This window comes from Herbaspirillum sp. YR522 (genome assembly GCF_000282575.1).
GTDB lineage: Bacteria > Pseudomonadota > Gammaproteobacteria > Burkholderiales > Burkholderiaceae_D > Herbaspirillum.
The window spans coordinates 1-19700 of sequence record NZ_AKJA01000106.1 but is presented as its reverse complement, the minus strand read 5'-3'; the positions used below and the strand labels follow the sequence as shown (position 1 = coordinate 19700).

At 64.9% G+C, this 19700-nt stretch carries 22 protein-coding genes; 3 read left to right on the top strand and 19 right to left on the bottom strand.

All coding sequences use genetic code 11. The features are described from left to right. Positions 1-56: 56 nt before the first annotated feature. Positions 57-1643 (bottom strand): methyl-accepting chemotaxis protein, encoded by a 1587-nt coding sequence (locus tag PMI40_RS14360; protein WP_008116639.1) that lies wholly within the window; start codon positions 1641-1643, stop codon positions 57-59. A gap of 429 nt (positions 1644-2072) precedes the next feature. On the opposite strand from PMI40_RS14360, the gene PMI40_RS14355 reads away from it, so the two are divergent. Continuing rightward, positions 2073-2384, top strand: a complete 312-nt coding sequence (locus PMI40_RS14355) for a hypothetical protein (RefSeq protein ID WP_008116637.1) — start codon at positions 2073-2075, stop codon at positions 2382-2384. A 656-nt stretch (positions 2385-3040) separates the two neighbouring features. Beyond that, positions 3041-3172 carry a hypothetical protein gene (locus PMI40_RS24535; protein ID WP_255348141.1) on the top strand — a complete coding sequence of 44 codons (132 nt, stop codon included), beginning with the start codon at positions 3041-3043 and terminating at the stop codon, positions 3170-3172. Between the two features lie 5 nt (positions 3173-3177). Here PMI40_RS24535 and PMI40_RS14350 read toward each other — a convergent pair whose 3' ends face one another. From PMI40_RS14350 to PMI40_RS14265, 18 genes are all read right to left on the bottom strand, one after another. Beyond that, a complete protein-coding gene (locus tag PMI40_RS14350; protein WP_008116635.1) occupies positions 3178-3480 on the bottom strand; it encodes a hypothetical protein in 303 nt (100 codons plus the stop codon). An 85-nt stretch (positions 3481-3565) separates the two neighbouring features. Continuing rightward, positions 3566-3958, bottom strand: a complete 393-nt coding sequence (locus PMI40_RS14345; RefSeq protein WP_157221554.1) for a hypothetical protein — start codon at positions 3956-3958, stop codon at positions 3566-3568. A gap of 97 nt (positions 3959-4055) precedes the next feature. Then, on the bottom strand, positions 4056-4505 hold the full coding sequence (locus tag PMI40_RS14340) for a hypothetical protein (protein WP_008116631.1): 450 nt from the start codon (positions 4503-4505) through the stop codon (positions 4056-4058). Further along, entirely contained in the window at positions 4502-5836 is a 1335-nt protein-coding gene (locus PMI40_RS14335; RefSeq protein ID WP_008116629.1) for a FliI/YscN family ATPase, read from the bottom strand. The genes PMI40_RS14340 and PMI40_RS14335 overlap by 4 nt, the downstream gene beginning before the upstream one ends. Further along, the gene (locus PMI40_RS14330) at positions 5829-7949 is read right to left on the bottom strand and encodes a flagellar biosynthesis protein FlhA (protein ID WP_008116628.1); all 2121 of its coding nucleotides are present in this window, start codon (positions 7947-7949) and stop codon (positions 5829-5831) included. Before PMI40_RS14330 ends, PMI40_RS14335 begins: the two co-directional genes overlap by 8 nt. A 9-nt stretch (positions 7950-7958) precedes the next feature. Next, positions 7959-8708: an EscU/YscU/HrcU family type III secretion system export apparatus switch protein gene (locus tag PMI40_RS14325; protein WP_008116625.1), complete on the bottom strand. Its 750-nt coding sequence runs from the start codon at positions 8706-8708 to the stop codon at positions 7959-7961. Then, a complete protein-coding gene (locus tag PMI40_RS14320; protein WP_008116624.1) occupies positions 8705-9430 on the bottom strand; it encodes an EscT/YscT/HrcT family type III secretion system export apparatus protein in 726 nt (241 codons plus the stop codon). Before PMI40_RS14320 ends, PMI40_RS14325 begins: the two co-directional genes overlap by 4 nt. 1 nt (position 9431) lies before the next feature. After that, on the bottom strand, positions 9432-9701 hold the full coding sequence (gene sctS / locus PMI40_RS14315) for a type III secretion system export apparatus subunit SctS (protein WP_008116622.1): 270 nt from the start codon (positions 9699-9701) through the stop codon (positions 9432-9434). Next, on the bottom strand, positions 9698-10351 hold the full coding sequence (gene sctR, locus PMI40_RS14310; RefSeq protein ID WP_008116620.1) for a type III secretion system export apparatus subunit SctR: 654 nt from the start codon (positions 10349-10351) through the stop codon (positions 9698-9700). The genes sctS and sctR overlap by 4 nt, the downstream gene beginning before the upstream one ends. 19 nt (positions 10352-10370) lie before the next feature. Next, positions 10371-11429, bottom strand: a complete 1059-nt coding sequence (locus PMI40_RS14305) for a FliM/FliN family flagellar motor switch protein (RefSeq protein WP_008116618.1) — start codon at positions 11427-11429, stop codon at positions 10371-10373. Continuing rightward, on the bottom strand, positions 11426-12058 hold the full coding sequence (locus tag PMI40_RS14300; protein WP_008116617.1) for a FliH/SctL family protein: 633 nt from the start codon (positions 12056-12058) through the stop codon (positions 11426-11428). Before PMI40_RS14300 ends, PMI40_RS14305 begins: the two co-directional genes overlap by 4 nt. Then, positions 12045-12689, bottom strand: a complete 645-nt coding sequence (locus PMI40_RS14295) for a hypothetical protein (RefSeq protein WP_008116615.1) — start codon at positions 12687-12689, stop codon at positions 12045-12047. Before PMI40_RS14295 ends, PMI40_RS14300 begins: the two co-directional genes overlap by 14 nt. Continuing rightward, positions 12686-13498 (bottom strand): type III secretion system inner membrane ring lipoprotein SctJ, encoded by an 813-nt coding sequence (gene sctJ / locus PMI40_RS14290; protein WP_008116613.1) that lies wholly within the window; start codon positions 13496-13498, stop codon positions 12686-12688. The genes PMI40_RS14295 and sctJ overlap by 4 nt, the downstream gene beginning before the upstream one ends. Before the next feature lie 14 nt (positions 13499-13512). Continuing rightward, positions 13513-13839 carry a hypothetical protein gene (locus tag PMI40_RS14285; RefSeq protein ID WP_008116611.1) on the bottom strand — a complete coding sequence of 109 codons (327 nt, stop codon included), beginning with the start codon at positions 13837-13839 and terminating at the stop codon, positions 13513-13515. Between the two features lie 41 nt (positions 13840-13880). Next, the gene (locus tag PMI40_RS14280; protein ID WP_008116609.1) at positions 13881-14534 is read right to left on the bottom strand and encodes a lipopolysaccharide assembly protein LapB; all 654 of its coding nucleotides are present in this window, start codon (positions 14532-14534) and stop codon (positions 13881-13883) included. After that, positions 14518-15708, bottom strand: a complete 1191-nt coding sequence (locus PMI40_RS14275; protein ID WP_008116608.1) for a hypothetical protein — start codon at positions 15706-15708, stop codon at positions 14518-14520. Before PMI40_RS14275 ends, PMI40_RS14280 begins: the two co-directional genes overlap by 17 nt. Further along, positions 15705-17366, bottom strand: coding sequence for a type III secretion system outer membrane ring subunit SctC (gene sctC, locus PMI40_RS14270; protein WP_008116606.1), 1662 nt, complete (start codon positions 17364-17366; stop codon positions 15705-15707). The genes PMI40_RS14275 and sctC overlap by 4 nt, the downstream gene beginning before the upstream one ends. A 69-nt stretch (positions 17367-17435) precedes the next feature. Continuing rightward, positions 17436-17759, bottom strand: a complete 324-nt coding sequence (locus PMI40_RS14265) for a ribbon-helix-helix domain-containing protein (protein ID WP_202949710.1) — start codon at positions 17757-17759, stop codon at positions 17436-17438. A 690-nt stretch (positions 17760-18449) separates the two neighbouring features. Between PMI40_RS14265 and PMI40_RS14260 the strand changes: the two genes are divergently transcribed. Beyond that, positions 18450-19115 (top strand): DUF2026 family protein, encoded by a 666-nt coding sequence (locus PMI40_RS14260; RefSeq protein WP_008116602.1) that lies wholly within the window; start codon positions 18450-18452, stop codon positions 19113-19115. The last annotated feature ends 585 nt before the right edge of the window (positions 19116-19700 follow it).

Sequence of the window (19700 nt, the reverse complement as noted above, 5' to 3'; positions counted from 1 at the left end):
GCTGCGTGTTGCTGCTTGTGGTCGCGCCCGGCATGGCGTTGCCTGCCGCGCGCCATTCATGCCTGCCCGACCGGGCCGCGCGCGTCGTCCAGCTTGAACAGGGCCACCGTTTGCGTCAATTGCTGGGCCTCGTCGCGCAGCGCGCAGGTGGCGCCGGCGGCTTCCTCGACCAGCGCCGTGTTCTGCTGGGTTACCGCGTCGATCTGCGAAATCGCCTGGTTGACCTGCTCGATGCCGACCAGTTGTTCGTTGCTGGCCAGGGTGATCTGCCCGATCACCTGGGTCACCGACCTCACGCTGAACACGATCTGCTCCATGGTGGTGCCGGCCTGTGACACCAGGTCGCTGCCGGCATTGACCCGCTCCAGCGATTGGTCGATCAGTGCCTTGACTTCCCTGGCGGCATTGGCCGAATGCTGGGCCAGGCCGCGCACCTCGGCCGCCACCACCGCGAAGCCGCGCCCCTGCGCACCGGCGCGGGCCGCCTCCACCGCCGCGTTCAGGGCCAGGATATTGGTCTGGAAGGCGATGCTGTCGATCACGCTGATGATGTCGCCGATCTTGCGCGCCGATTGGTTGATCGATTCCATCGTGTGCACCACGTCGCCCACGATGGCGCCGCCCTTGGCCGCAATGTCGTAGGCCGAATTGGCCATCAGGTCGGCCTTGCGCGCGTGGTCGGCGTTCTGGCGCACGGTGGCGGTCACCTGTTCCATCGAGGTGGCGGTTTTCTCGAGCGCGCCGGCTTGCTGTTCGGTGCGCGCCGACAGGTCGAGGTTGCCGGCCGCGATCTGGCTCGAGGTCGCGGCGATGGTCTGGCTGGAGGTCCGCACCTGGCCGACGATGCCCGAGAGGCTTTCGCACATCTGTTTCATGGCGGCCATGACGCTGCTCTTGTCGCCGGCGCGCAACTTGACCTGCGCGGTCATGTCGCCGGCGGCGATCTGGCCGGCAATCTGGCTGGCGTCGGTCAGTTCGCCGCCCACCTGATGCAGGATGCTCCTGGCGATGGCTGCCGATGTCGCCACCGCCAGCCCCATGGCGCCCAGCAGGATCAGCAGCATGATGGTGTTGGCGTCGTCGAGCAACTGCGCCGCTTCGGCCTCGGTGCGGGCATTCTGGGTCGACGACAGCTCGACCAGGGCGGTGATGGCCTGGCGGTGACGTTCGTATTGATTCTTGAGTTGTTCGAATGCCGCCGCCACCTCGGCCTGGTCGCCTTGCTCCAACGCCGGCAGCAAACGCTCGAACGCGATGCGATAGAACGCCTGCGCCGGCTTGCCCGCCGTGTCCAACAGCTGTTGCTTGAGCGCCGGTTCGACGTCCTGGTTGGCCCAGTACGTGTAGCGCTGGTCGTAGTCGGACTTGAGCGACTTCAATTTCTTCACCAGCGCGGCGCGCTCCCCGGGTGGCGCGATGGTCAGGTCCAGCGCCACCAGGTAGGACTCGATGATGTACTGGGGCGGCGGCATGATGTCGGCGATGAGGTCCTTGCCCTTGACGATTTCACGGTACAGCGGTCCATTGACCTTCAGTTCGCCCAGCGTCTTGAACGACCAGGCGCCATAGGCCGCGAAGCCGGCGGCGAGGACTGCGCATAGGGAGACAAAGCGGTACTTCAGTCGCATCTTCTGCAGGGGCATGCTTTTTTTCCTGTGTGATCAATCCGCTCGGCACGCATGGCGTGCTTCGTCGTCGGCTGGAGGTGTTACTTGTTACAGATTGCTTCAGCGTGCCGATATTGGGAATAGCGCCAAGCCCGGGTTTGTGTTTTTAGGCATAAGGTTCGCGCGGGTACGCCCCATCGCCACACTTTTTTTTGTGTTCTCCTGGAAATACTGCGGCAGCCTCGGCCTGGTACTGCGTCCAGGCGTGCGATACGCCTGGGCGAGCCGTGTGTGGCGTTTGCGCCATGGCGACCCGGCTTCAGGAATTCCCCGATGGTGGGGCAGGGCGCGAATGCCTACCATGAGCATCAATGAAACGAGGTCTGTAACGCACCGCAGTGGCAGCCGTTGTGCCCGATCGCTGGTGAGGCCATTCGAGAAACATCACACCAGCAGGAGCATGTCATGCACTTCGTTAGCGAATCCGTACCGGGCGAGATCACCCTGATGTTCATCAGCTATCTGCTGTTTTGCACCGTGTTGATGTACCTGTTCGTCAAGACCGATCGCGAGTGGGGCCGCCTGGAGGTGTCGCTCGACGAGGTGCCTGTCAAGTCCGATGCGCCGATAGCGGCAATGCTTTTCTCGGCCGCCGATGCCGGCGCCGAGCCGATGTATGGCGATATCGCCCTGCGCCAGTCGCTGCGTCATTGCGCCACGCATCACCAGTCGAGTTGCTCGTGCTTCTTGCATGCGCCGCACGACACGCAGGGTTGACGCGAAGGATCGAAAGGCAGGACCGTGTATTGCGCACCGCCACGGTCCTGGAGTGGGAAGGGAAGGTAGCAGGGGGAAGTGCCGGGAGCTGGGGAGTGACCGGAGCAGTGGGTAGTAGGCAGTAGCAGCACGGATTTGCGGGAGTAGTGGTGCCTCCGCAGGTGACGAGGTAGTTATGTAGTCATGTAGTCATGTTGTCATGTAGTCATGTTGTCATGTAGTTTTGTAGTTGCAGTAGGCAGTGTGTAGTTGCAGCGGATGTGGCAGTAGCGGTAACCCAGATGTTTCACAGTTAAGGTAAGCAGTTGCAGTAGATGTCGTGAAATACCGGTAACAGAGATGACCGCAGTAGTTGTATTCGTAGGTGATGTAATGCTTGTCTTGCAAGTGATGGTGCAGTAAAAGCAGTTCTTGAGGGTGAAACGGCAAGTCGTGAAGCTGCAAGGTAAATCCAATGCGCGTCACGTGACGGGAGTGCGGTACCGGCTTCCGGGAGCAGCCAGCGGCTTGCCGGTTCTTTGTATCGCCCCGACTTCATTGCTGGTGCATGTTCCATGCATCTGTCTACCGATGTGCCGAGGCCAACGTCGCGTTCGCGTCTTGCCCATATCCCTGTTGTTGTCGACCTCCGTGCCTGCCTCCTGGGCGGCGTCATCGTGACTGGCTTTTTTGTGCTGCCCGACCTGGCGGCGTCCAGTGGCCTGCGCCCGTACCTGGCCCGTACCTGCAATGTCGATCGCTGGCGTCGACGATGGCTGCCGCAGGCGGGTGCCCGCGGCAGCCGGTGATGCCGTTAGCGTGAAGCGATCGATTTCTTCACTTCGTTCTCGGACTTGACCATGGCGTTGAGCATGCCCATTCCGGCGTCGGCATCGCCCATCTTCATCTGGGCCTCCATCAGTTTCGACTTGTCCTCGCCATTGCCGACGCCCTTGAGGGCGTTTTTCTTGTCGGCTTCCATGATCTTGTAGAGCGCCAGGATCATTGACCTCAGCGAGTCGCCGGCCGAGTTGCCTGCATTCGACACAGGGGCGTTGCTCCTGGAAGGGGAGGTGGCGCCGATGCTGACGTTATTGGTGATCGAGCTGGTATTCATTGGATTCTCCTTTGATAGATGAACCGGGATTCGGATGAACCCGGAATCGAGGTGATGCAGTTACTGCCTTGCCAGATGCAGCGGGTCATTTGCCCATGCCGATCAGTTTCGTGGCCGCGCCGATGAGCCCGCTGGCTACCGAAGAGATACCACTGACGATCTTGCCGGCCGCATCCGCAACGGTCTTGAAGACGTCCGCGAAGTTCTTCAGCATCTCGCCAAGGTCGAACTTCTTCTTGTCACCGCTGCTGTCGCTTGGCTTGGCCTCGGCTTGCTTGGATGGCGCAAAATTGTTGGTGACGGTCACGTTCGATTCCGGCGAACGGATGGTGGGTTGCGCTGCATGGCCATGTGCGGGCGTCTGGTGCGAGGCACCCCGCTGGCTGGCTTGGGTGGCCGTCGAATTGGCTGCAATATTGGAAATCATGTGTACTCCTGTCTGAAAGAACAAACGTGGTTGCTGATGAAGCGACAGCATCGATATCGATGGAGCCATCTTAGGGGGCGACGCACGCCAGGCGCAGTACATATTCATTTTTTCGCGATGTCCGTTGCGTGCGCCCGTGCGGGGCCGCTTATCCGTTGTCTTCTTCCTGCAGGTCGCGCAACCTGCGGCGGTTCTCGCGCAACTGGTCGATGGCGTGCTGGCTCCGTTGGTCGGCCACGCCCATGCGGTGGCGCGCCTGCGCCACGTCGTCGCGTGCCTGCGCCGCTTGCCGGTGCAGCGTGGCCAGGCTGCGGGCCAGTTCTTGCCGCTCGCGGTTGATGGCGGCGGCCTGGTCCAGGTGCTGCACCGAGCGCAGTTTCATGTCCACCAGGGTCAGCAGGAATCGTGAGTGGGCCTGTTGCAGCAGGTGCCGGCAATGGTCGGCCTCAGCGTGGTTGCGGGCGATGCCATCCTGCAATTGCCGCACCTGCTGTTGCGCCATCCGCACGGCGGTCTGGGCGCGTCGCTTGCGGATCGCATGCAGCTGGTCCATCTGCTGCCAGAACCGCACCAGCCGCGCCTGTTCGGCGCGATTCATTCGGTCCGGCCCGAGCCCAGGTGCAGCAGGGCCTCCCGCGTGCGCGCGAAGGATTGCGGTTCGCCGTGGTGCTGGCGCAGGAAGCGCCTGGTCGGCGTATGCATGTCCACCGCCAGGTCGCTCTCTGGGTCGTGGCCGGGCTGGTATTCGCCGATGCGGATGAGCATCTCCAGTTCCTGGTAGCGGGCCATCCAGGCGCGCACCGCGTTGGCGGCCTCGCCGTGGGTGCGATCGGTGATCTGCCCCATCACGCGGCTGCGGCTCTTGAGCACGTCGATGGCCGGAAAGTGGCCGGCCCCGGCCAGCTGCGACGACAGGACGATATGCCCGTCCAGCAGCGAGCGGGCTTCCTCGCAGATCGGATCGCCCCCCTCGTCGTCCTCGGCAAGGATCGTATAGAACGCAGTGATGGCGCCGTGCCCGTTGCGCCCCGAACGTTCGAGCAGCACCGGCAGTTCCGAGAATACGCTGGGCGGGAAGCCGCGCCGCGCCGGCGGTTCGCCGGCCGCCAGCCCGACTTCGCGCAGCGCCCGCGCAAAGCGGGTGAGCGAATCGAACAGCAGCAGCACGTTGCGGCCGGCGTCGCGCAGGTCCTCGGCCAGCCGGGTGGCGACATGGGCGGCCTTGATACGTTCGGCGGCGGGCCGGTCGGAGGTGGCGGCCACCACGATGATGCGTTCGCGTTGCGCGCTCGAGAAATTGTGTTCGAGGAACTCGGCAACTTCGCGCCCGCGCTCGCCGATGAGGGCGATGACCACCGCGTCGGCCTGGGCGCCGCGGGCGATCATGCCCAGCAGCGTGCTCTTGCCGGCGCCGGCCGGCGCAAACACGCCCAGGCGCTGGCCCACGCCGCAGGTCAGGAGGCCATCGATGGCGCGCACACCGGTGGCGAAGACACGGTTGATCACCGGCCGCGACAGCGGGTCGGGCGCGCTGCGGTGCACCGATAGCGAGGTGCTGGCTGGCGCCGGCCAGCCGTCGATGGGCATGCCCAGGCCATCGACCACGCGTCCGATCAGGTCGGCCGCCGGCGCGATCAGCAGCCCCGCGCCGGTGCCCTCGACCATGGTCGTGGTCGATAGCCCGCTCATCGGGCCCAGCGGCATGACGAGCGCTTCGTCGCGGCTGAAACCGACTACCTCGCCCAGGCGATAGCCGGTGCTGCCGGCCTCGAACAGGCGGCACAGTTCCCCGATGTGCAGCGGCACGCCGACCACCCGGATCAGCGTGCCGAGCGCCTCGACCACCTTGCCTCGCAGCGGTAGCGGGCTGTGGCCATCGGTGGCCGCGCGCAACGCCTGGGCGACGTATTCTATCTGGCGGCTAGGCATGGTCCGGCGCCTCCAGGGCCAGGGTGGCGACATGCTCCAGCGCGACTTGCGCCTGCTGGCATTCCTCGATCGCCATCACCGTGCGGGCCTGGCCCGCCGCCTGCAGCTGGCGCACCAGCAACGGCCGCAGCACCGCGCTGGTCAACAGCACGATATGCGGCGCATGGTGCGCCAGTTGCGAGCGCAGGCAGTGTTGCAGCGTATCGAGGTCGCGCGCGTGCAGCGCCAGCTCGGGTTCGCGGTCCGGCCCGATGCGCAGGGCGTCCTGCAGTACCGCGTCCCACTGGGCATCGAACAGGATCACCGGCAGCCGCTGCTGGCCGCCCAGGTGCGGCAGCACCACGTGTTGCGCCAGGCGGATGCGGGCACTGGCCACCATCTTGGCGCGGGTGCGCTCGCCAGGGGAGACCTGGATGATCGCCTCGAGGATGCCGCGCAGGTTGCGAATCGAGATATCCTCCCGCAGCATCTCCTGCAGCACCGAGGTCAGGGCCGCAGCCGAGGTATCGCGTTCGAGCTCGGCCACCAGGGTCGGAAAAAGGATGCCGAGGGTGTCGAGCAGGTAGCGCGTCTCCTGGATGCCCAGCAAGCGGTGGGCATGGCTGCGGATCAGCTCGAACAGGTGCGCGCAGATCACGCCGTCGGCCGACAGCAGCGTCACCTCGGCCGGCAGCGGCTCGGCCATGCCGGCGGCCTCGATCCAGCAGTTCAGCACATCGCCGGGGTGGCCCAGGCCGGGGTGCGGCCGGCTGTTCTCGGCCGCCGGCAGGCCGGCCAGTTGCTGTGCCGGGCCCAGTGCCAGCCGCAGCCCGGCGTACAGCGTGCCGTGGGCCATGCCGATGTCGTCGATGTCGATCATGTAGCAATCGGGGTCCAGGCCGCTATCGATCTGCAGCGACAAGCCGGGAAACGGCATGCCGATCTGCTGCATGAGGTGGCTGCGCAGCTTGGCCAGCTCCTGGTTCAGGGCCACCGGATTGACCGCGTGAAACGATTCCTGGCCCAGGCGCAGCCGCAGCGGCGCCGAAGTGCCTTGCTCGACGTCGTCCAGGAAGCGCGGCGAATAACTGGCGCCGTCGCGCGCCATCTCCGGCATCGGCGCGCGCTGCGAATTGGCGATCAACGCGGCTTGCCGCAGCCTGGCCACACCCACGGCCAAGAGCGCCAGCGCGGCCAGCGCGAACTGCCAGTGCGGAAATCCCGGAATGGCGGCCAGCACCAGGCAGGCGCCGGCCGCCATGACGATGGCCTTGGGGTTGGCCGCGATCTGGTCGTACATGTCGCCGCCCAGGTGCTGCTGCTCCTTGCTGCCGGAGACCCGCGTCATGATGATGGCGGCGGCCGCGCAGATGACCAGCGACGGCAGTTGCGACACCAGCCCGTCGCCGATGGTCAGCAGCGAGTAGACCTCGAGCGCCTCGCCGAACTTCATCTGCTTGGCCATCACGCCTACGGCGATGCCGCCGACGATGTTGACCAGCGCCACGATGATGCTGGCGATGGCATCGCCCTTGACGAACTTCATGGCGCCGTCGAGCGAACCCAGCAGGTGCGTCTCGCGTTCCAGCGCTTCGCGCCGGGCTCGCGCATCCAACGGCGAGATCAGGCCGGCATTGAGATCGGCATCGATGCTCATCTGGCGTCCGGGGATGCTGTCCAGGGTAAAGCGGGCCGCGACCTCGGCTACCCGTTCGGCACCCTTGGAGACGACGATGAGCTGGATCACCGTGAGCAGCACGAAGATGACGATACCGACTGCCAGGCTGCCACCCACCACCAGCGCGCCGAAGGCGTGGATCATGTCGCCCGCCTGGGCATGCAGCAGGATCATCTTGGTCGATGCGATCGAGATGCCCAGCCGGAACAGGGTGGTCAGCAACAGCAAGGTGGGAAACGAGGCCAGTTGCGTGGGCGAGCTGACATAGATGGCCGTGGCCAGCAGCACGAAGCTGAACGCGAAGTTGGCGGCGATGGCCAGGTCCAGCGCGAACGGCGGCACCGGCAGCAGCAGCAGGGCCAGGATGGCCAGCAGCAGCAGGCCGACCAGCACATCGCTGTATTTTTGCAGCCAGGCCGAGTAATCGACTTCGAGCAGTGAGAGACGTTTGTTCATGATGGTGTCTTAGCGTGTGGCTTGCTGGTGGATCTGCTTGCGGCGTGCCTTCATCTGCGGGTCGCCTTCCTGGTCCTTGTGCTCGCGCCGGATATCCTGCATCGACATGCGCAGGCCGCGGCGCCACATGAAGTGCTGCCACATCAGGTCGGCCACCGAGAAGGGGATGATGGCCAGGCCGATGATGACCGCATTCTTGATCACATAGCCGCCCAGGAATACGGCCTGGTCCACTAGCGGCGCGCGCCACATGCCCTCCATCGCGCCCAGCAGGCGACGCGTGGACCACCATGCGATGGCGCACATCGCCGCAAAGCGCAATACCGTCAGGGGCAGCACGCCCAGCTGGCGCAAGCCGAAGATGCGCTTGATGCCGGCCACCGGATTGAGGCTGTCCCACGACAGGAACTTGCGCTTGGTGGCCAGTTGCAGGCGCGACTGCGCCAGGTCGGCAATGGCCGAGATGAGCAGCCCGGCCAGTACCGGCAATGCCAGCATCGCCAGCAGCACCGTGACCATGAAGGGCTGGTACTGGGCCTGCAGCACCGGTATGGGTTGGCGCAGGTCCATCTCGAACACGTAGCGCACCATTCCCAGCATGGCGTCGAACAGCAACCCGCCCACGGCGCCGAGCACGCCGCACCATCCCAGCAGGCTGGCGTTGGCAGTGGCGTCGGCGCTCCTGGGGATGTTGCCCTGCAAGCGTGCCTCGCGCAGCTTGTGCTCGGTCGGCTGTTCGGTCTTCTCGCCCTGGCTCATTGCAGGCTCCGGGACATCTCGAGCAGGCGCACCATTTCTTCGACCAGGGTGGGAAAGGCCATCCAGATGGCCAAGAACAGCACCGCCAGCTTGAGTGGCATCGACACCGAAAAGGGGTTGAGCTGCTGCGCGTGGCGCCCCATGAGGCCGAGAATGATCTCGGTAAACAGCAGCAGCACCATCAGGGGCATGATCAAGGCCAGCATCTGTGGCAGCAGGTCGCGCCCCAGCGAATCGATCAGTCCCCGCGCCAGTTTGCCCAGGTCGGGCGTGAGGTCGGCGATGGGCCACAGCACCAGGCTTTCCTGCATCGATCCCACCAGGAAACCGAGGCCGCCGGCGGCGAACACGATGAGCGAGAGCAGGTTCAGGAGCAGGCCGTCGAGCGCGGTGCTCTCGCGTTCGAAGTTCGGATCGTAGACCGAGCCGGCGGTGTAGCTGGCCTGCTGGGCCAGCACCGAAGTGGCCATGCCGACCACGCTGAAGGCGCGGTTGAGCAGGAAACCCAACAGCACCCCCAGCAGCGCTTCCTTGAGCATGATTGCCATCAGTTGCGCCTGGTGGTCGCGCTGGTCCCAGGCCAGCCAGCCCAGCGTCAGCGTCAGTGGCACGCGCAGGTAGATGCCGGCCGAGGCGGCGGCGCCGAAGGGCAGCATCTGCAGCACGATGGCGGGGCGGATGCAGGCCACGCCATAGCTGACCAGGGCGGTGCTCAGGTCCATGTCAGGGCGCACCCGGCGGTACGCCGATGAGGGCGAAGATGCGCGAGATCATGCGCATGAGTTCGTTGCGCATCCAGGCGCCGGTGAAGAACACCGTCAGCGTGACCGTGATGACCTTGATGCCGTAGGAGATGGCCTGGTCCTGCAACTGGGTCACCGACTGCACCAGGCCCACCAGGATGCCGGTCAGCGCCGCCACCAGCAACGGCGGCAGCGATAGCCACAGTACCAGCGCCAGGGCGTCGCGCGTAATGGAGAGGATATCGTTCATGTCGTATAGGACAGCACCAGGCTGTGCATGAGACGCGGCAGGCCCGAGGCCGCCACGAAGACCAGCAGTTTGAGCGGGATCGAGATCACCGTCGGCGCGAACATGGTCATGCCCATGGCCATGAGCACATTGGCCACGACCAGGTCGACGATGGCAAAGACCAGGTACAGCAGAAAGCCGATCTCGAAGGCGGCGCCGATCTCGGAAATGACGAACGCCGGGATCAGGACCGAGAAACTCATCTCGTCGATGTTCGCTTCACCGCGCTGGGAGCGCAGCGCCTTGGCGAAGAAGTCGCGCTCCGAAGGCTTGGCGTTGGTGTGCAGGAATTTTTTTACCGGGTCGCCGGCCTGTTCGATGATCAATGCCACGGAGAGCGGCTTGCGCCCGCGTAGCGTTTGGTCCAGGTCGACCCGGGAAGCGATTTCCTGGCCCACCGGTTGCATGATGACGAAGGTCGCCGCCAGCGACAGGCCGGCGATGACCAGGTTGGACGGCACCTGTTGCACGCCCAGCGCGTTGCGCAGCAGCGACAGCACGATCGAGATCTTGGTAAACGAGGTCAGCATCACCATCGCCAGCGGCAACAGGCCCAGCGCGACATACAGCGCAATGATGTTGATGTGGTCGGAAGGGGTGTCCAGGTTCATGGTGTGGGGTCTTGCGCTATCACGCGCTGGCCTCGGGCAGGTTGGGCTGTACGCCAGCCGTGTGCGTGAGCACCACGCCCAGCCGTTCGCCGATGACCACCACTTCCCCGCGCGCGAAGGGCACGCCATTGCAGCGTAGCGTGACGGCGCGCCCGCTGTCGAACTGGGACAGCGGCAGTGCCGAGCCCGGTGCCAGGGCGGCAATCTCGGACAGCGGCATGACAATGCTGTCGAGTACGACGTCCACCGACGCCATGAGCATGTCCAGCGGGATCATGCCGCCTGGGGGATGGGGCGATGCCAGCATGTCGTCGCTGGCCAGATGGATATCGTTCATCAGGAAATCTCCTTGTTCAGTGGTGCCGCGCAGGCGGATCGTGCCGTGCCTGCCGCTGAGGCAGAGTTCGGCTTCGGGGTACTGCAGCAGGATGACCGATTTCAAGTCCAGCGCCTGCAACTGTGCATGGCTCAGGGCCGGCGCCCTGATCCGCCAATGCAGGGTGATCGGGATGTGCGCCAGGTGCGTGTAGCGCGACGCTCGCGCAGGCAATGCAGCGGCCAGGCGCGGCAACAACGAACCCGTTACCCCCAGCGTTCCGCTCTGGCCGGGCGCGCCACTGCGCCAGACCTGCATGGCCCAGTGGCCGGGCTCCCACGGCGCATCGTGGGTGATACGTTCCAGGTGCAGCTGCTGGCCCAGCTGCTGGGTCAGGCAGTCGATCCATGGCGCCAGCATCCAGGTGGCGCGCCGGTGCTCGGGGCCGTCATCGGCCGCCAACGGCGGGAGCACGTCGCATGCCATTTCCGGCAGCAAGGGTTGCAGGTCGCAGCCCAGTTGCAGCGTGCCGTCGGCCGAGCGCAAATGCAGCGTGATCGGGTAGCGCGCCCGCGCGGGGCTGGCACCGACCACCAGGTTGTCGTCCAGCAGCCGCACATGCCGGGGCGCGAGGGCGCACCAGCGGACCAGCTGGTTGCGGGTCTCGGCCTGGGCCGGTGGCAGCAGCGGCAGGTCAGGCCAGGCGGCAGCATGCTGGCCGCCCAGGCCGGGCACGGGTGTCGAAGCGTCATAGGGGGTCATGCCGGTCCCTTCCACGACAGTGGGCGCCGCGTCTGGCAGGCCAGCGCGATGGCGTCGCGCACCATGTCGATCTGCGTATGCAGGCTGCCGTCGATGGCGCCCATGCGGGTCTCCAAGACACAACCGCCCAGCATCAGCGAGGGATTGGGCAAGACGGTGCAGGCCCCTTCGGGAACCATGACGCCCAGCGCGCGCAGGATGGCATCGGCCTCGCTCAACTGGTCCGGATGGACGTGTACTGCCAGCACGTCGTCCTCGCGCGCGGCGGCGATGCAGCGGCCGATCTGCGCCTGCAGCAGTTCCTGCGGCGGGATCGTGTCGAGGATCTGCTGCAGGGCCCGGACCACGGTCGAGACGATGATGCCTTCGAAGTTCTTCCAGGCCATGCCATAGGCCGCGAACACCTCGACCATGTCGGCGGCCACGCGCGCCTGCGCATCGCGTCGTCCCAGGCGCGCCGCGGTCTTCCTGGTCTGGCGCAGGCGCTTGGCCAATGCCAGCCGGCGCGCGGCGTGCTCTTGCCGCAGCTGGCCGGCCAGGTCCTCGAGTTCGCCGATGGTGCGGGCCTGGGCGGGGTCGATGAGCAATTCGCAGGGGCGCACCCAGCCGTCGATGCTAATGATCGTCATAGTCGGCTTTCGGTTGCAGCAGGCTCGACGCCAGCGCGTAGGCAGCGGTGGACCATGGTTCGGCGCCGCCAGGCGGCAGCACGATATCGGCTGGGAACACCAGCAGCAGGCGCTGCGCCAGGTAGGGCGATGCCCGCAGCAGTACCCGGTGCGCCAGGTGCAGGCCGCAGGCCAGCACCTGGCGGTAGGCCTGCCACTGCGGCACCGGCAGGTGCAGCTCGTCCAACGCCGCCAGCTGCTGGGGCTGCCATTGGGCCTGCATCACTTCCTGGTAGAGATCCACGCCCAGCGTGTCGACCAGGAGCTGGCGCTGACTGCCATGCACGCAGCGCTGGATCTGGCGCTGCAAGGCCAGCGCCGCTGCGCGAATGAGATCGGCCTCGATCTCGTCGTAGGGCCGGGCCAGCCAGGGGTGCCAGCGCTCAAGCGCGTCGAGGTCGGAGGGCTCGGGCAGCATCCGGCGCAGTTCGATGCCGGCCAGGCGGGCGCGCAGCGGCGAGGTGCCAGGCGCACCGCAGGCGATCCAGCCAGGAGCTGCGTCCAGTTCCGGTTGCGCCAGCCAGCGCCGCAGCGCCAGGTCGGCCATGCCGGCATCATGCGCGGGCGTGAATGGGGTCAATATCTGGTTCATCGTTTCTCCGCGCGGGTGTAATAGCCCTCTGTGGAATCGACCTGGCCGCGCCGGGCTGACAATCTGGCGTGCCAGCCACGCCATGCCGGCCACCGCCACGCACGCCATGCCAGCCACGCCAGGATCGCCAGCCATGGCAGGCTGTAGAGCAGGGTCACCGTGAGCCAGTTGCCTTCGCGGTAATGCACGCCAAACCAGCCGGAACGGATGCGCGCGGCCGGGTTGCCCAGCTTCGGCGTGACCGGCGACATCATGATCGAGACGTTCTCGTGCGGGATGTTGCCGATGCTGTGGGCCACCAGGTCGCGGATATCCTCTTCCTTGCCGGCCATGCTCATGTCGCTGCGGTACTTGACGAAGATCGACGCCGACGCCGGCTGGCTGCTGGCGTCCTTGAGGAACTCGCGGCCCGGGATGGTCACATGGACCCGCGCCAGCACCACGCCTTCCATGTGGGACAGGGTCTTCTCGAGTTCCTGCGCCAGGCCGTACTGGTAGCGCGCCCGCTCTTCCACCGGGCTCGACATGAAGCCTTCCTTGGGAAAGATCTGCAGCATGTCCGAATAGGTCTGGCCCGGAAGCTCGTAGGCGTTGAGCAGCTCGATGGCCAGTTCACGCCGGTCCGGGGCGACTTCGAGGCGCCAGCTGCCATCCCGTTCGCGCTCCGGCGTGGCGGTGATGCGGTGCTGCTGCAGCATGGCCATGATTTCGTTGGCCTGTCGTTCGGACAGGTTGCTGCGCAACGTATCGTTGCACCCGGCAAGCAAGACCAGGGCTGCGATGGCAAGGAGGCGACGTGGGCGTGGCATGCGACGGTGCCCTATCAGCGATTGACGAGGGTATTGACCGCACGCGAGCATTCGTCGGCGATACTCTTGACTATCGTGACCCGGGCCGAGTGGGTGGCAAGCCTGGCCTGCAGCATCAGCATATCCGCCGGCTTCATGTCCTGCAGTTGACCCAGCGGCTGGAGGACGTCGTTGTAGGACAGGCGCAGTCGCTCCTGGATGCCCTTTACCATGCTGCCGAGGGCGCTGGCGTTGCGGGCCGGGCTGTCGTCGGCGGGGCGTAGCGCCGGCACTGGCTGCACCTGCTGCACCTGCTGCAGGTGATTATGGGAGAACAACGAGGTGGGCATGTTTTCGATCATGTCGGCAGCCTTTTTTCAATGGTTGAGGGGTAACGGCGATATCAGGTGTAGGCGCGAAGTTCGGGCAGCGACAGCATGGCGCGCGCGATGCGGCCGTTCTGGCCGCTGTCCTGGCGCAAAGGCGACAGGCAATCGACGGCCTGGCGCGACTGCCCCGACAGCAGATGCAGCATGCCCATGCCGAGGCAGGCCTGCTGGTTGCCTGGCGCCAGGCGTTCGACGATGTCGAACAGTGCGCTGGCCTCGCGGAAGTGGCCGTTTTCCAGTCGCAGCATCGCCTGTCCCAGGTAGCCCCCCGGATGATCGCCGTACAGCCGCACCAGCAGGTCGAAGATCTGTTCGCTCTGGGCGGTCCACAGGCGCACCCGGGCCAGGTGGCCGAGCTCCTCGAGCAGCTCGCGTAGGGCCGACTCGTCGATGGCCACCGATGCGCCGGCGCTGGACCGGTTGGGCAAGCCCGTGAGTGCCATCACATAACTGCCCAGCTGACACAATTCGGCCAGCATCGCGTGACGGCGTGCCAGCTGCATCTCGTCGGTGCGGCTGCCGCGTACATGCTCCTTCAGGCAAGCCTGCAACTGCTGGTCGATTTGCTGGGCCAGCGCCGAGCCTTGCGAGTTCGCCAGGCGCCGCTCGATGTCGAGCAGTCCCAACAGTCCCAATGGGCTACGTTTTTCCTTATCTGCAATACGCATTGTTGATCTCCATGTTGACGAATCGATAGATGACCTCGGTGCCGGCTGGATGCAGCAGGACCTTGCAGGGATCTATCTTCAGCAGGGTGCCTTCCTTGATGACGGCGCCGGCAAACAGCTGCTCGCCGTTCTTGCCGCGCAGGTAGGTGCCGGACGGACCGGTCACCAGGTTCAGTCCCAGTTGCGCCAGTGGCACCGATTGGGCCTGCTTGAGTTCGGTGCGCACCGCTACCACTTCCAGTTTCAGCAGCCCCGGGATATTGCGCCGCGCGGCTGCGGCGACGGCCTCGAAATCCCAGGCATCGAGCGACTTGGCAGGCTCGTCCGCGGGGACCTCGGCCAGCAGCGTGCCGGGGCCGGTGACGCGCACATGCGCCGAGCGATAGATGCGGTCGAGGTGGGTGCGCGCCGCCGCTGCGATCTCGCTCATGGCGAAGACCCGGATGAGCGGGATATCGGTGCTGATATTCCATGCCTGCAATCGCAGGCGTTCCAGGTCCTGGTGCTGGTCGACATAGCCGGTGTAGACCACGGCAGCCTGCTGTTCGTCGAGCCCCACCTTGACGTGCGGGAACACCCGCCGCATGTGGGTGGCCAGTTCCTGGACGCTCTCTACGGTGGGGCCGGGATGGTCGCGAGTCAGGGCCACCCCCAACAGCGCCATGGCCAGCGTGGCGCAGCCCAGGCCCAGGCGCACGCCGGCCGACAGGCGCCGCCATTCGAACAGCACATAGCGCAATGGCGCGCGTTGTCGCAACAGTGCGCCGTGCGCGCGCCGCGCTTGCTGCGGGTCGCGTTCGGCGCCGGCCACGACCATCTTCACCGGGCCGATGCCGACTTCGCCGTCGCAACCCAGCAATTGGCTCTTGCCTGCGGGCAGGGTGAGACCGAACAACGAGATCGGTGCCTGGCCGGCCTGCCAGCGGGTGCTTTGGCCGATGCGCTCGATGCTCGCGTGAAGCGGCGCTACCCCGGCATCGGTGAGGTAGATGTCGGCCTCGAGCACGCTGCCGATGGACAGCACCTGGCCAGGCTCGAGTTCGACCCGGGCGCCTTGGTGCTTGCCGTTGTCGATGTACAGGTACAGGCTGGACGAGGGCAGCGGTTCGGGCGCCGGTGGCCCCATCAACTGGTCCGCCGGGGGCGGGCCCGCTTGCAGGTCGGTCGCGCTCATGGCAACCGGTCCGGCACGTCGCGCAACACCTCGGGTGGCGTGACATCAAGGTTCGGCTCGGGCGCCAGCGCCGGCGCCAGTCGTGGCGTGATGCGAAACAGCCGTTCGACGCGGCGGCCGTTGTCCTGGCGAAAACGGAACAGGCCACCGATCAGTGGGATGTCGCCCAGCAGCGGTATCTTGGCCAGCCCGCTGCGTTGCTGCTGGAGGTGATAGCCACCGATGAGCAGGCTATCGCCTTCGCCCACCACGGCCTGGGTCGCGATGTAGTTATTGCGCACCGAGGGAATATTGTCGGTGGCGATATCCTGGCTGAAGTCACCGTCGTCGATCTGGATCGACAGCCGCACCTTGCGCCCGGCGGCGCCGTCCTCGACGATCAGCGGCGTGACCCGCAGCGCCAGGCCGGCATCGACCGGGTAGAGGTCGGCGTGGCGCTCACCGGCCACCCTGACGTGAATGCGTTGCTGGCTGCCGATGACGGCCTGGCTGTTGTTGAGCGTGAGCACGCGCGGCCGGGATGTGATGCGCGCCTTGTTTTCGGTCTGCAACGCATGCAGGCGCAGCTGGAAAGCCTGGCTGTCGCTGCCGACGATGGTCGACAGGCTGGCGGCGGCGCTGTTCATGCCGGGCAGCGACAGCGATGTCCGGCCGCTCCATTGCACCCCGAGTCGTTCGGCCGCGCTTTCTTCCAGTTCGATGACCTCGGCCTCGATTTCCACCAGGTCTTGCGGCCGGTCCAGCAGGGCGATGGTGCGTTCGTAATGCGGCATCATGGCCGAGGTGTCGTAGACCAGCACCGAATTGGTCCTGACATCGGCGGTGATGTTGGCGCGCGAAGCCACCACCTGCGCAGTGCTCTCGGCCGGTGGCGCGCTGGCCGCCGGCATGTCTGCGACCGTGCCCCCGGGCATGGTCGCCACCGATGGCGCCAACCCCTGCCGGGCGCGTCCCTGCGCGGCTAGCCCCTGGCCGGCCAGGCCGGGCAGCGGGCCATTGCCGCCCGGCGGCGCGGTCGCTGGCGCCGAGGTGGTGGCGCCCGCCATCAGCGTGCGCAGCAGCGATGCTACGCCGGGAACGGGAAAGTCGCGGCCACCGACCTGATAGGTCGTGTCCTGGGCCAGCGCATGCTTGAGCGGGAAGACGCGGATCGCGGTCTGGTCCTGCCGTTGCAGCGACAGGGCATGCTGGCGGGCATTGCCGATGGCCAGGGCCACCATGTCGCCATAGATCGCCGGCGCGGTCAGGGTCGCCGAACTTTGCGAGAACCGTAGCGGGAACTGTGGCTCGTCCAGGTTCATCCTCGCCAGTTCGTTGCGCACATCGGCCGCGGTCAGGGGCGTGATGCTGAAAATGCGTTCGCGGATCTCGGCGCCGGAAGAGACATGCACCGTCTTGCCGTCGAAATACGCCACCAGGCCATTGGTCTTCAACAGCTTCTCGAACGTTGCCGGTGCCGACTCGCTGAAGACGCCGCTGACCTTGCCGTTGAGGGAAGCATCGATGTTGATCGACAAGCCCTGGCTGGCGATCAGGTCGGCCAGTACCTGGCGCAGTGGCGTGCCGTCGGCACGGTAATTGAACCGGTGGCTATGCCAGGGGATCGGCGCGGCATGGGCCAGCGCAGCCGAAAACGTCAGCAATACGGCTGCGGCCATGGTCCGGCGGGGCAAGGGGCGAAGGTACGCGGGCATAGTGGGCTGGCTGGTGAGCGTGAAGTGTTGTCGTTACAAGGCGATGTTTTCGGTCTGCATTTGCTGCAACAGATGCGCGACGCACCTGACGCGAACGTATGCGCTGAAATTCTTTATCTCATCGTGATTGGTGCGGGCCTGGATATCCCAGTCCGACAGCATGGTGCTCAATGGCGTCTTCTCTCGCCGCGCCAGGTTGGAAAGGATGTCCCAGTAGATCTTCTCGATGCGCAGGCAGGTGCTGACGCCATGGATGCGAATCGAGCGTTGCAATGGCGAAAACAATGAGGCGCGCGTGGTTCTTCTTAGATGCATCATCACTCCGTTAGTCAGGTTTTGATGGCCCGCATGAGTCATTGAAAATCGGGTGTTCGGCGGTTGAATTTGTTATGCGGTAATACTTTTTCAGGAGTCAGGTTAGCTGAAAAAAACATCATAAAAATTAGTGAATTTAAACTGCCCGCAAATATTGAAAAGCGATGCAGGGCCCATGAAATAAGGCCGATAGCCGGTTAGACAAAAAACTATTAATTTATAGAATTAATAAAGTTTGATTGTGTCTCTGATAACAAGATATTTTATGAATAACGTGCGAGGCGATGCGGCCTGGCGCGGCGTTGCTGGCGGCGGGGCGCGGTGCCGGACACACTGATGCCAGCCGTGCGCGGGCTTGCATCGGGTAATGTTGCGGCGCTACGTCATCGCAGGTGCATGGCCGGATGTTTTCCGATGTCGCGTTGCCCCCAGCGAGATGGGCGGCGTCGAAGTCGTTGCGACGAGCTGGCCGATATTTGTTGCCCGGGAGCCGTTTCGGCAACTGATAATCGTTCAAACAAACGCCGTTGCCGCAGGCCGTGCCGCTGGACTGGCGCCGGGCGTGCGCGGGGAATGAAGTGGTGTGCGCCATCGGTTGCTCCTGGTATCGATTTGCGTTTGCCTAAACGATATCCAGCGCATCGACGGCGACGGGGTACATAGTTATTTTTGTGCGGGGCCGACGCAGTCAACGGCGAGCCGGTCCGGTTGCATTCCATGCGAAAATATCGCATGCAAAATTCATCTTCCAGCGCGTCGCCGACGCGCCCGCTGATTCCGCTGGCCGATTACCAGCGCATCTTCCGTGTCATCCATTCCGTATTGAGCAGTGTCGAGGCCGATATTCCGGCGGCGTCGTTTTTCTTTAGCGTCACTGCCGCCCAGATTCTCAAGAAGTTCTACAAGCGCAATGCGTTTCCGGTCGCCGGCGCGGCCTTCTACCTGGTCGATCGTGCCCAGGGTGCGGCCTTGTCGTTCGGCAGCATTGGCGGCGATGGCGCCATCAGCAGCGATCACGACGCCTTTCACGCCTGGGTGCAATGCGACGGCTACGCCATCGATTTCATGGCACCGGTGTTCCAGGAGTTGCTGGATGCGGCCGGCCATGCCATGCCGGTGCCGCGTCGCATGTTCCAGAAGAACCTGGCGCGCATGAGTGCATCGCACACCGCGCTGGCCGCGCCGGGCGATTTCTTCCTGGCGGCCGACCTGGCGTTGACGCGCAGCATGCTGCAGCAGTTCATGGCCAAGAAGGCGTTGACCAACCTGTCCGAAGTGTGTCTCGACTGGTATCGCAAGCCACCCAGGAGCATGCCGGACGACCTCGCACTGCAAGGGGCCGAAGGCGAGATCAGCCGTATCGGCCTGATCGGCACGGCGGTCGACGGCGTCTGGTAGCGAGGGCGGGGAGGGGCAGCGAGGCCCCGTAAGGAGGGTGTGCTGGACGCGAGTCCAACACACCGTGCGGTCATGCATATCGGTTGCATGTACCGCAAGAACCATCAGCATAGCGGCGGCATATGACGCCAGCGTGACATCGTCGGCACCGGGTCCAGGTCATTGCGGTGTCACATGCCGGGCTTAGGATTGACGCTGTCTCCTCTGCCGTTGTTGCAGATCGCTGGGCCTGCGATGCTTGTCGTCGCAGGCCTTTTTTTCGTCCTTGACACGGGCTTTGCCCATTTGCTGCCCTGGTTGACATTTCGCTTATCGATCAATGACTTGGGTCGATTGCCAGGGCATTATCCACAAGCTTGCACACACCCTATGTGGATATCCCGTCAGGCATTGCACCGCGTGCAGCGGCCCTTGCTGGCTGCCTCCCATTGACGCACATTGTGGCGCGCCGGAAAAAGCGTTATCAATCAAGGACTTGGGTGGGATGTCAGAACGTTTTCCACAGTCTTGCTCACAAAATATGTGCATATCTGCCGGCGCACCTGGCAGGTCGCGGCGGTGGATATGTCGCCGGCAGGCGCTGCC

Coding starts and splice junctions, on each gene's coding strand:
- PMI40_RS14360 (WP_008116639.1), bottom strand. CDS start 1,643: ATGCCCCTGCAGAAGATGCGACTGAAGTACCGCTTTGTCTCCCTATGC.
- PMI40_RS14355 (WP_008116637.1), top strand. CDS start 2,073: ATGCACTTCGTTAGCGAATCCGTACCGGGCGAGATCACCCTGATGTTC.
- PMI40_RS14350 (WP_008116635.1), bottom strand. CDS start 3,480: ATGAATACCAGCTCGATCACCAATAACGTCAGCATCGGCGCCACCTCC.
- PMI40_RS14345 (WP_157221554.1), bottom strand. CDS start 3,958: ATGCTGTCGCTTCATCAGCAACCACGTTTGTTCTTTCAGACAGGAGTA.
- PMI40_RS14340 (WP_008116631.1), bottom strand. CDS start 4,505: ATGAATCGCGCCGAACAGGCGCGGCTGGTGCGGTTCTGGCAGCAGATG.
- PMI40_RS14335 (WP_008116629.1), bottom strand. CDS start 5,836: ATGCCTAGCCGCCAGATAGAATACGTCGCCCAGGCGTTGCGCGCGGCC.
- PMI40_RS14330 (WP_008116628.1), bottom strand. CDS start 7,949: ATGAACAAACGTCTCTCACTGCTCGAAGTCGATTACTCGGCCTGGCTG.
- PMI40_RS14325 (WP_008116625.1), bottom strand. CDS start 8,708: ATGAGCCAGGGCGAGAAGACCGAACAGCCGACCGAGCACAAGCTGCGC.
- PMI40_RS14320 (WP_008116624.1), bottom strand. CDS start 9,430: ATGGACCTGAGCACCGCCCTGGTCAGCTATGGCGTGGCCTGCATCCGC.
- sctS (WP_008116622.1), bottom strand. CDS start 9,701: ATGAACGATATCCTCTCCATTACGCGCGACGCCCTGGCGCTGGTACTG.
- sctR (WP_008116620.1), bottom strand. CDS start 10,351: ATGAACCTGGACACCCCTTCCGACCACATCAACATCATTGCGCTGTAT.
- PMI40_RS14305 (WP_008116618.1), bottom strand. CDS start 11,429: ATGACCCCCTATGACGCTTCGACACCCGTGCCCGGCCTGGGCGGCCAG.
- PMI40_RS14300 (WP_008116617.1), bottom strand. CDS start 12,058: ATGACGATCATTAGCATCGACGGCTGGGTGCGCCCCTGCGAATTGCTC.
- PMI40_RS14295 (WP_008116615.1), bottom strand. CDS start 12,689: ATGAACCAGATATTGACCCCATTCACGCCCGCGCATGATGCCGGCATG.
- sctJ (WP_008116613.1), bottom strand. CDS start 13,498: ATGCCACGCCCACGTCGCCTCCTTGCCATCGCAGCCCTGGTCTTGCTT.
- PMI40_RS14285 (WP_008116611.1), bottom strand. CDS start 13,839: ATGATCGAAAACATGCCCACCTCGTTGTTCTCCCATAATCACCTGCAG.
- PMI40_RS14280 (WP_008116609.1), bottom strand. CDS start 14,534: ATGCGTATTGCAGATAAGGAAAAACGTAGCCCATTGGGACTGTTGGGA.
- PMI40_RS14275 (WP_008116608.1), bottom strand. CDS start 15,708: ATGAGCGCGACCGACCTGCAAGCGGGCCCGCCCCCGGCGGACCAGTTG.
- sctC (WP_008116606.1), bottom strand. CDS start 17,366: ATGGCCGCAGCCGTATTGCTGACGTTTTCGGCTGCGCTGGCCCATGCC.
- PMI40_RS14265 (WP_202949710.1), bottom strand. CDS start 17,759: ATGACTCATGCGGGCCATCAAAACCTGACTAACGGAGTGATGATGCAT.
- PMI40_RS14260 (WP_008116602.1), top strand. CDS start 18,450: ATGCAAAATTCATCTTCCAGCGCGTCGCCGACGCGCCCGCTGATTCCG.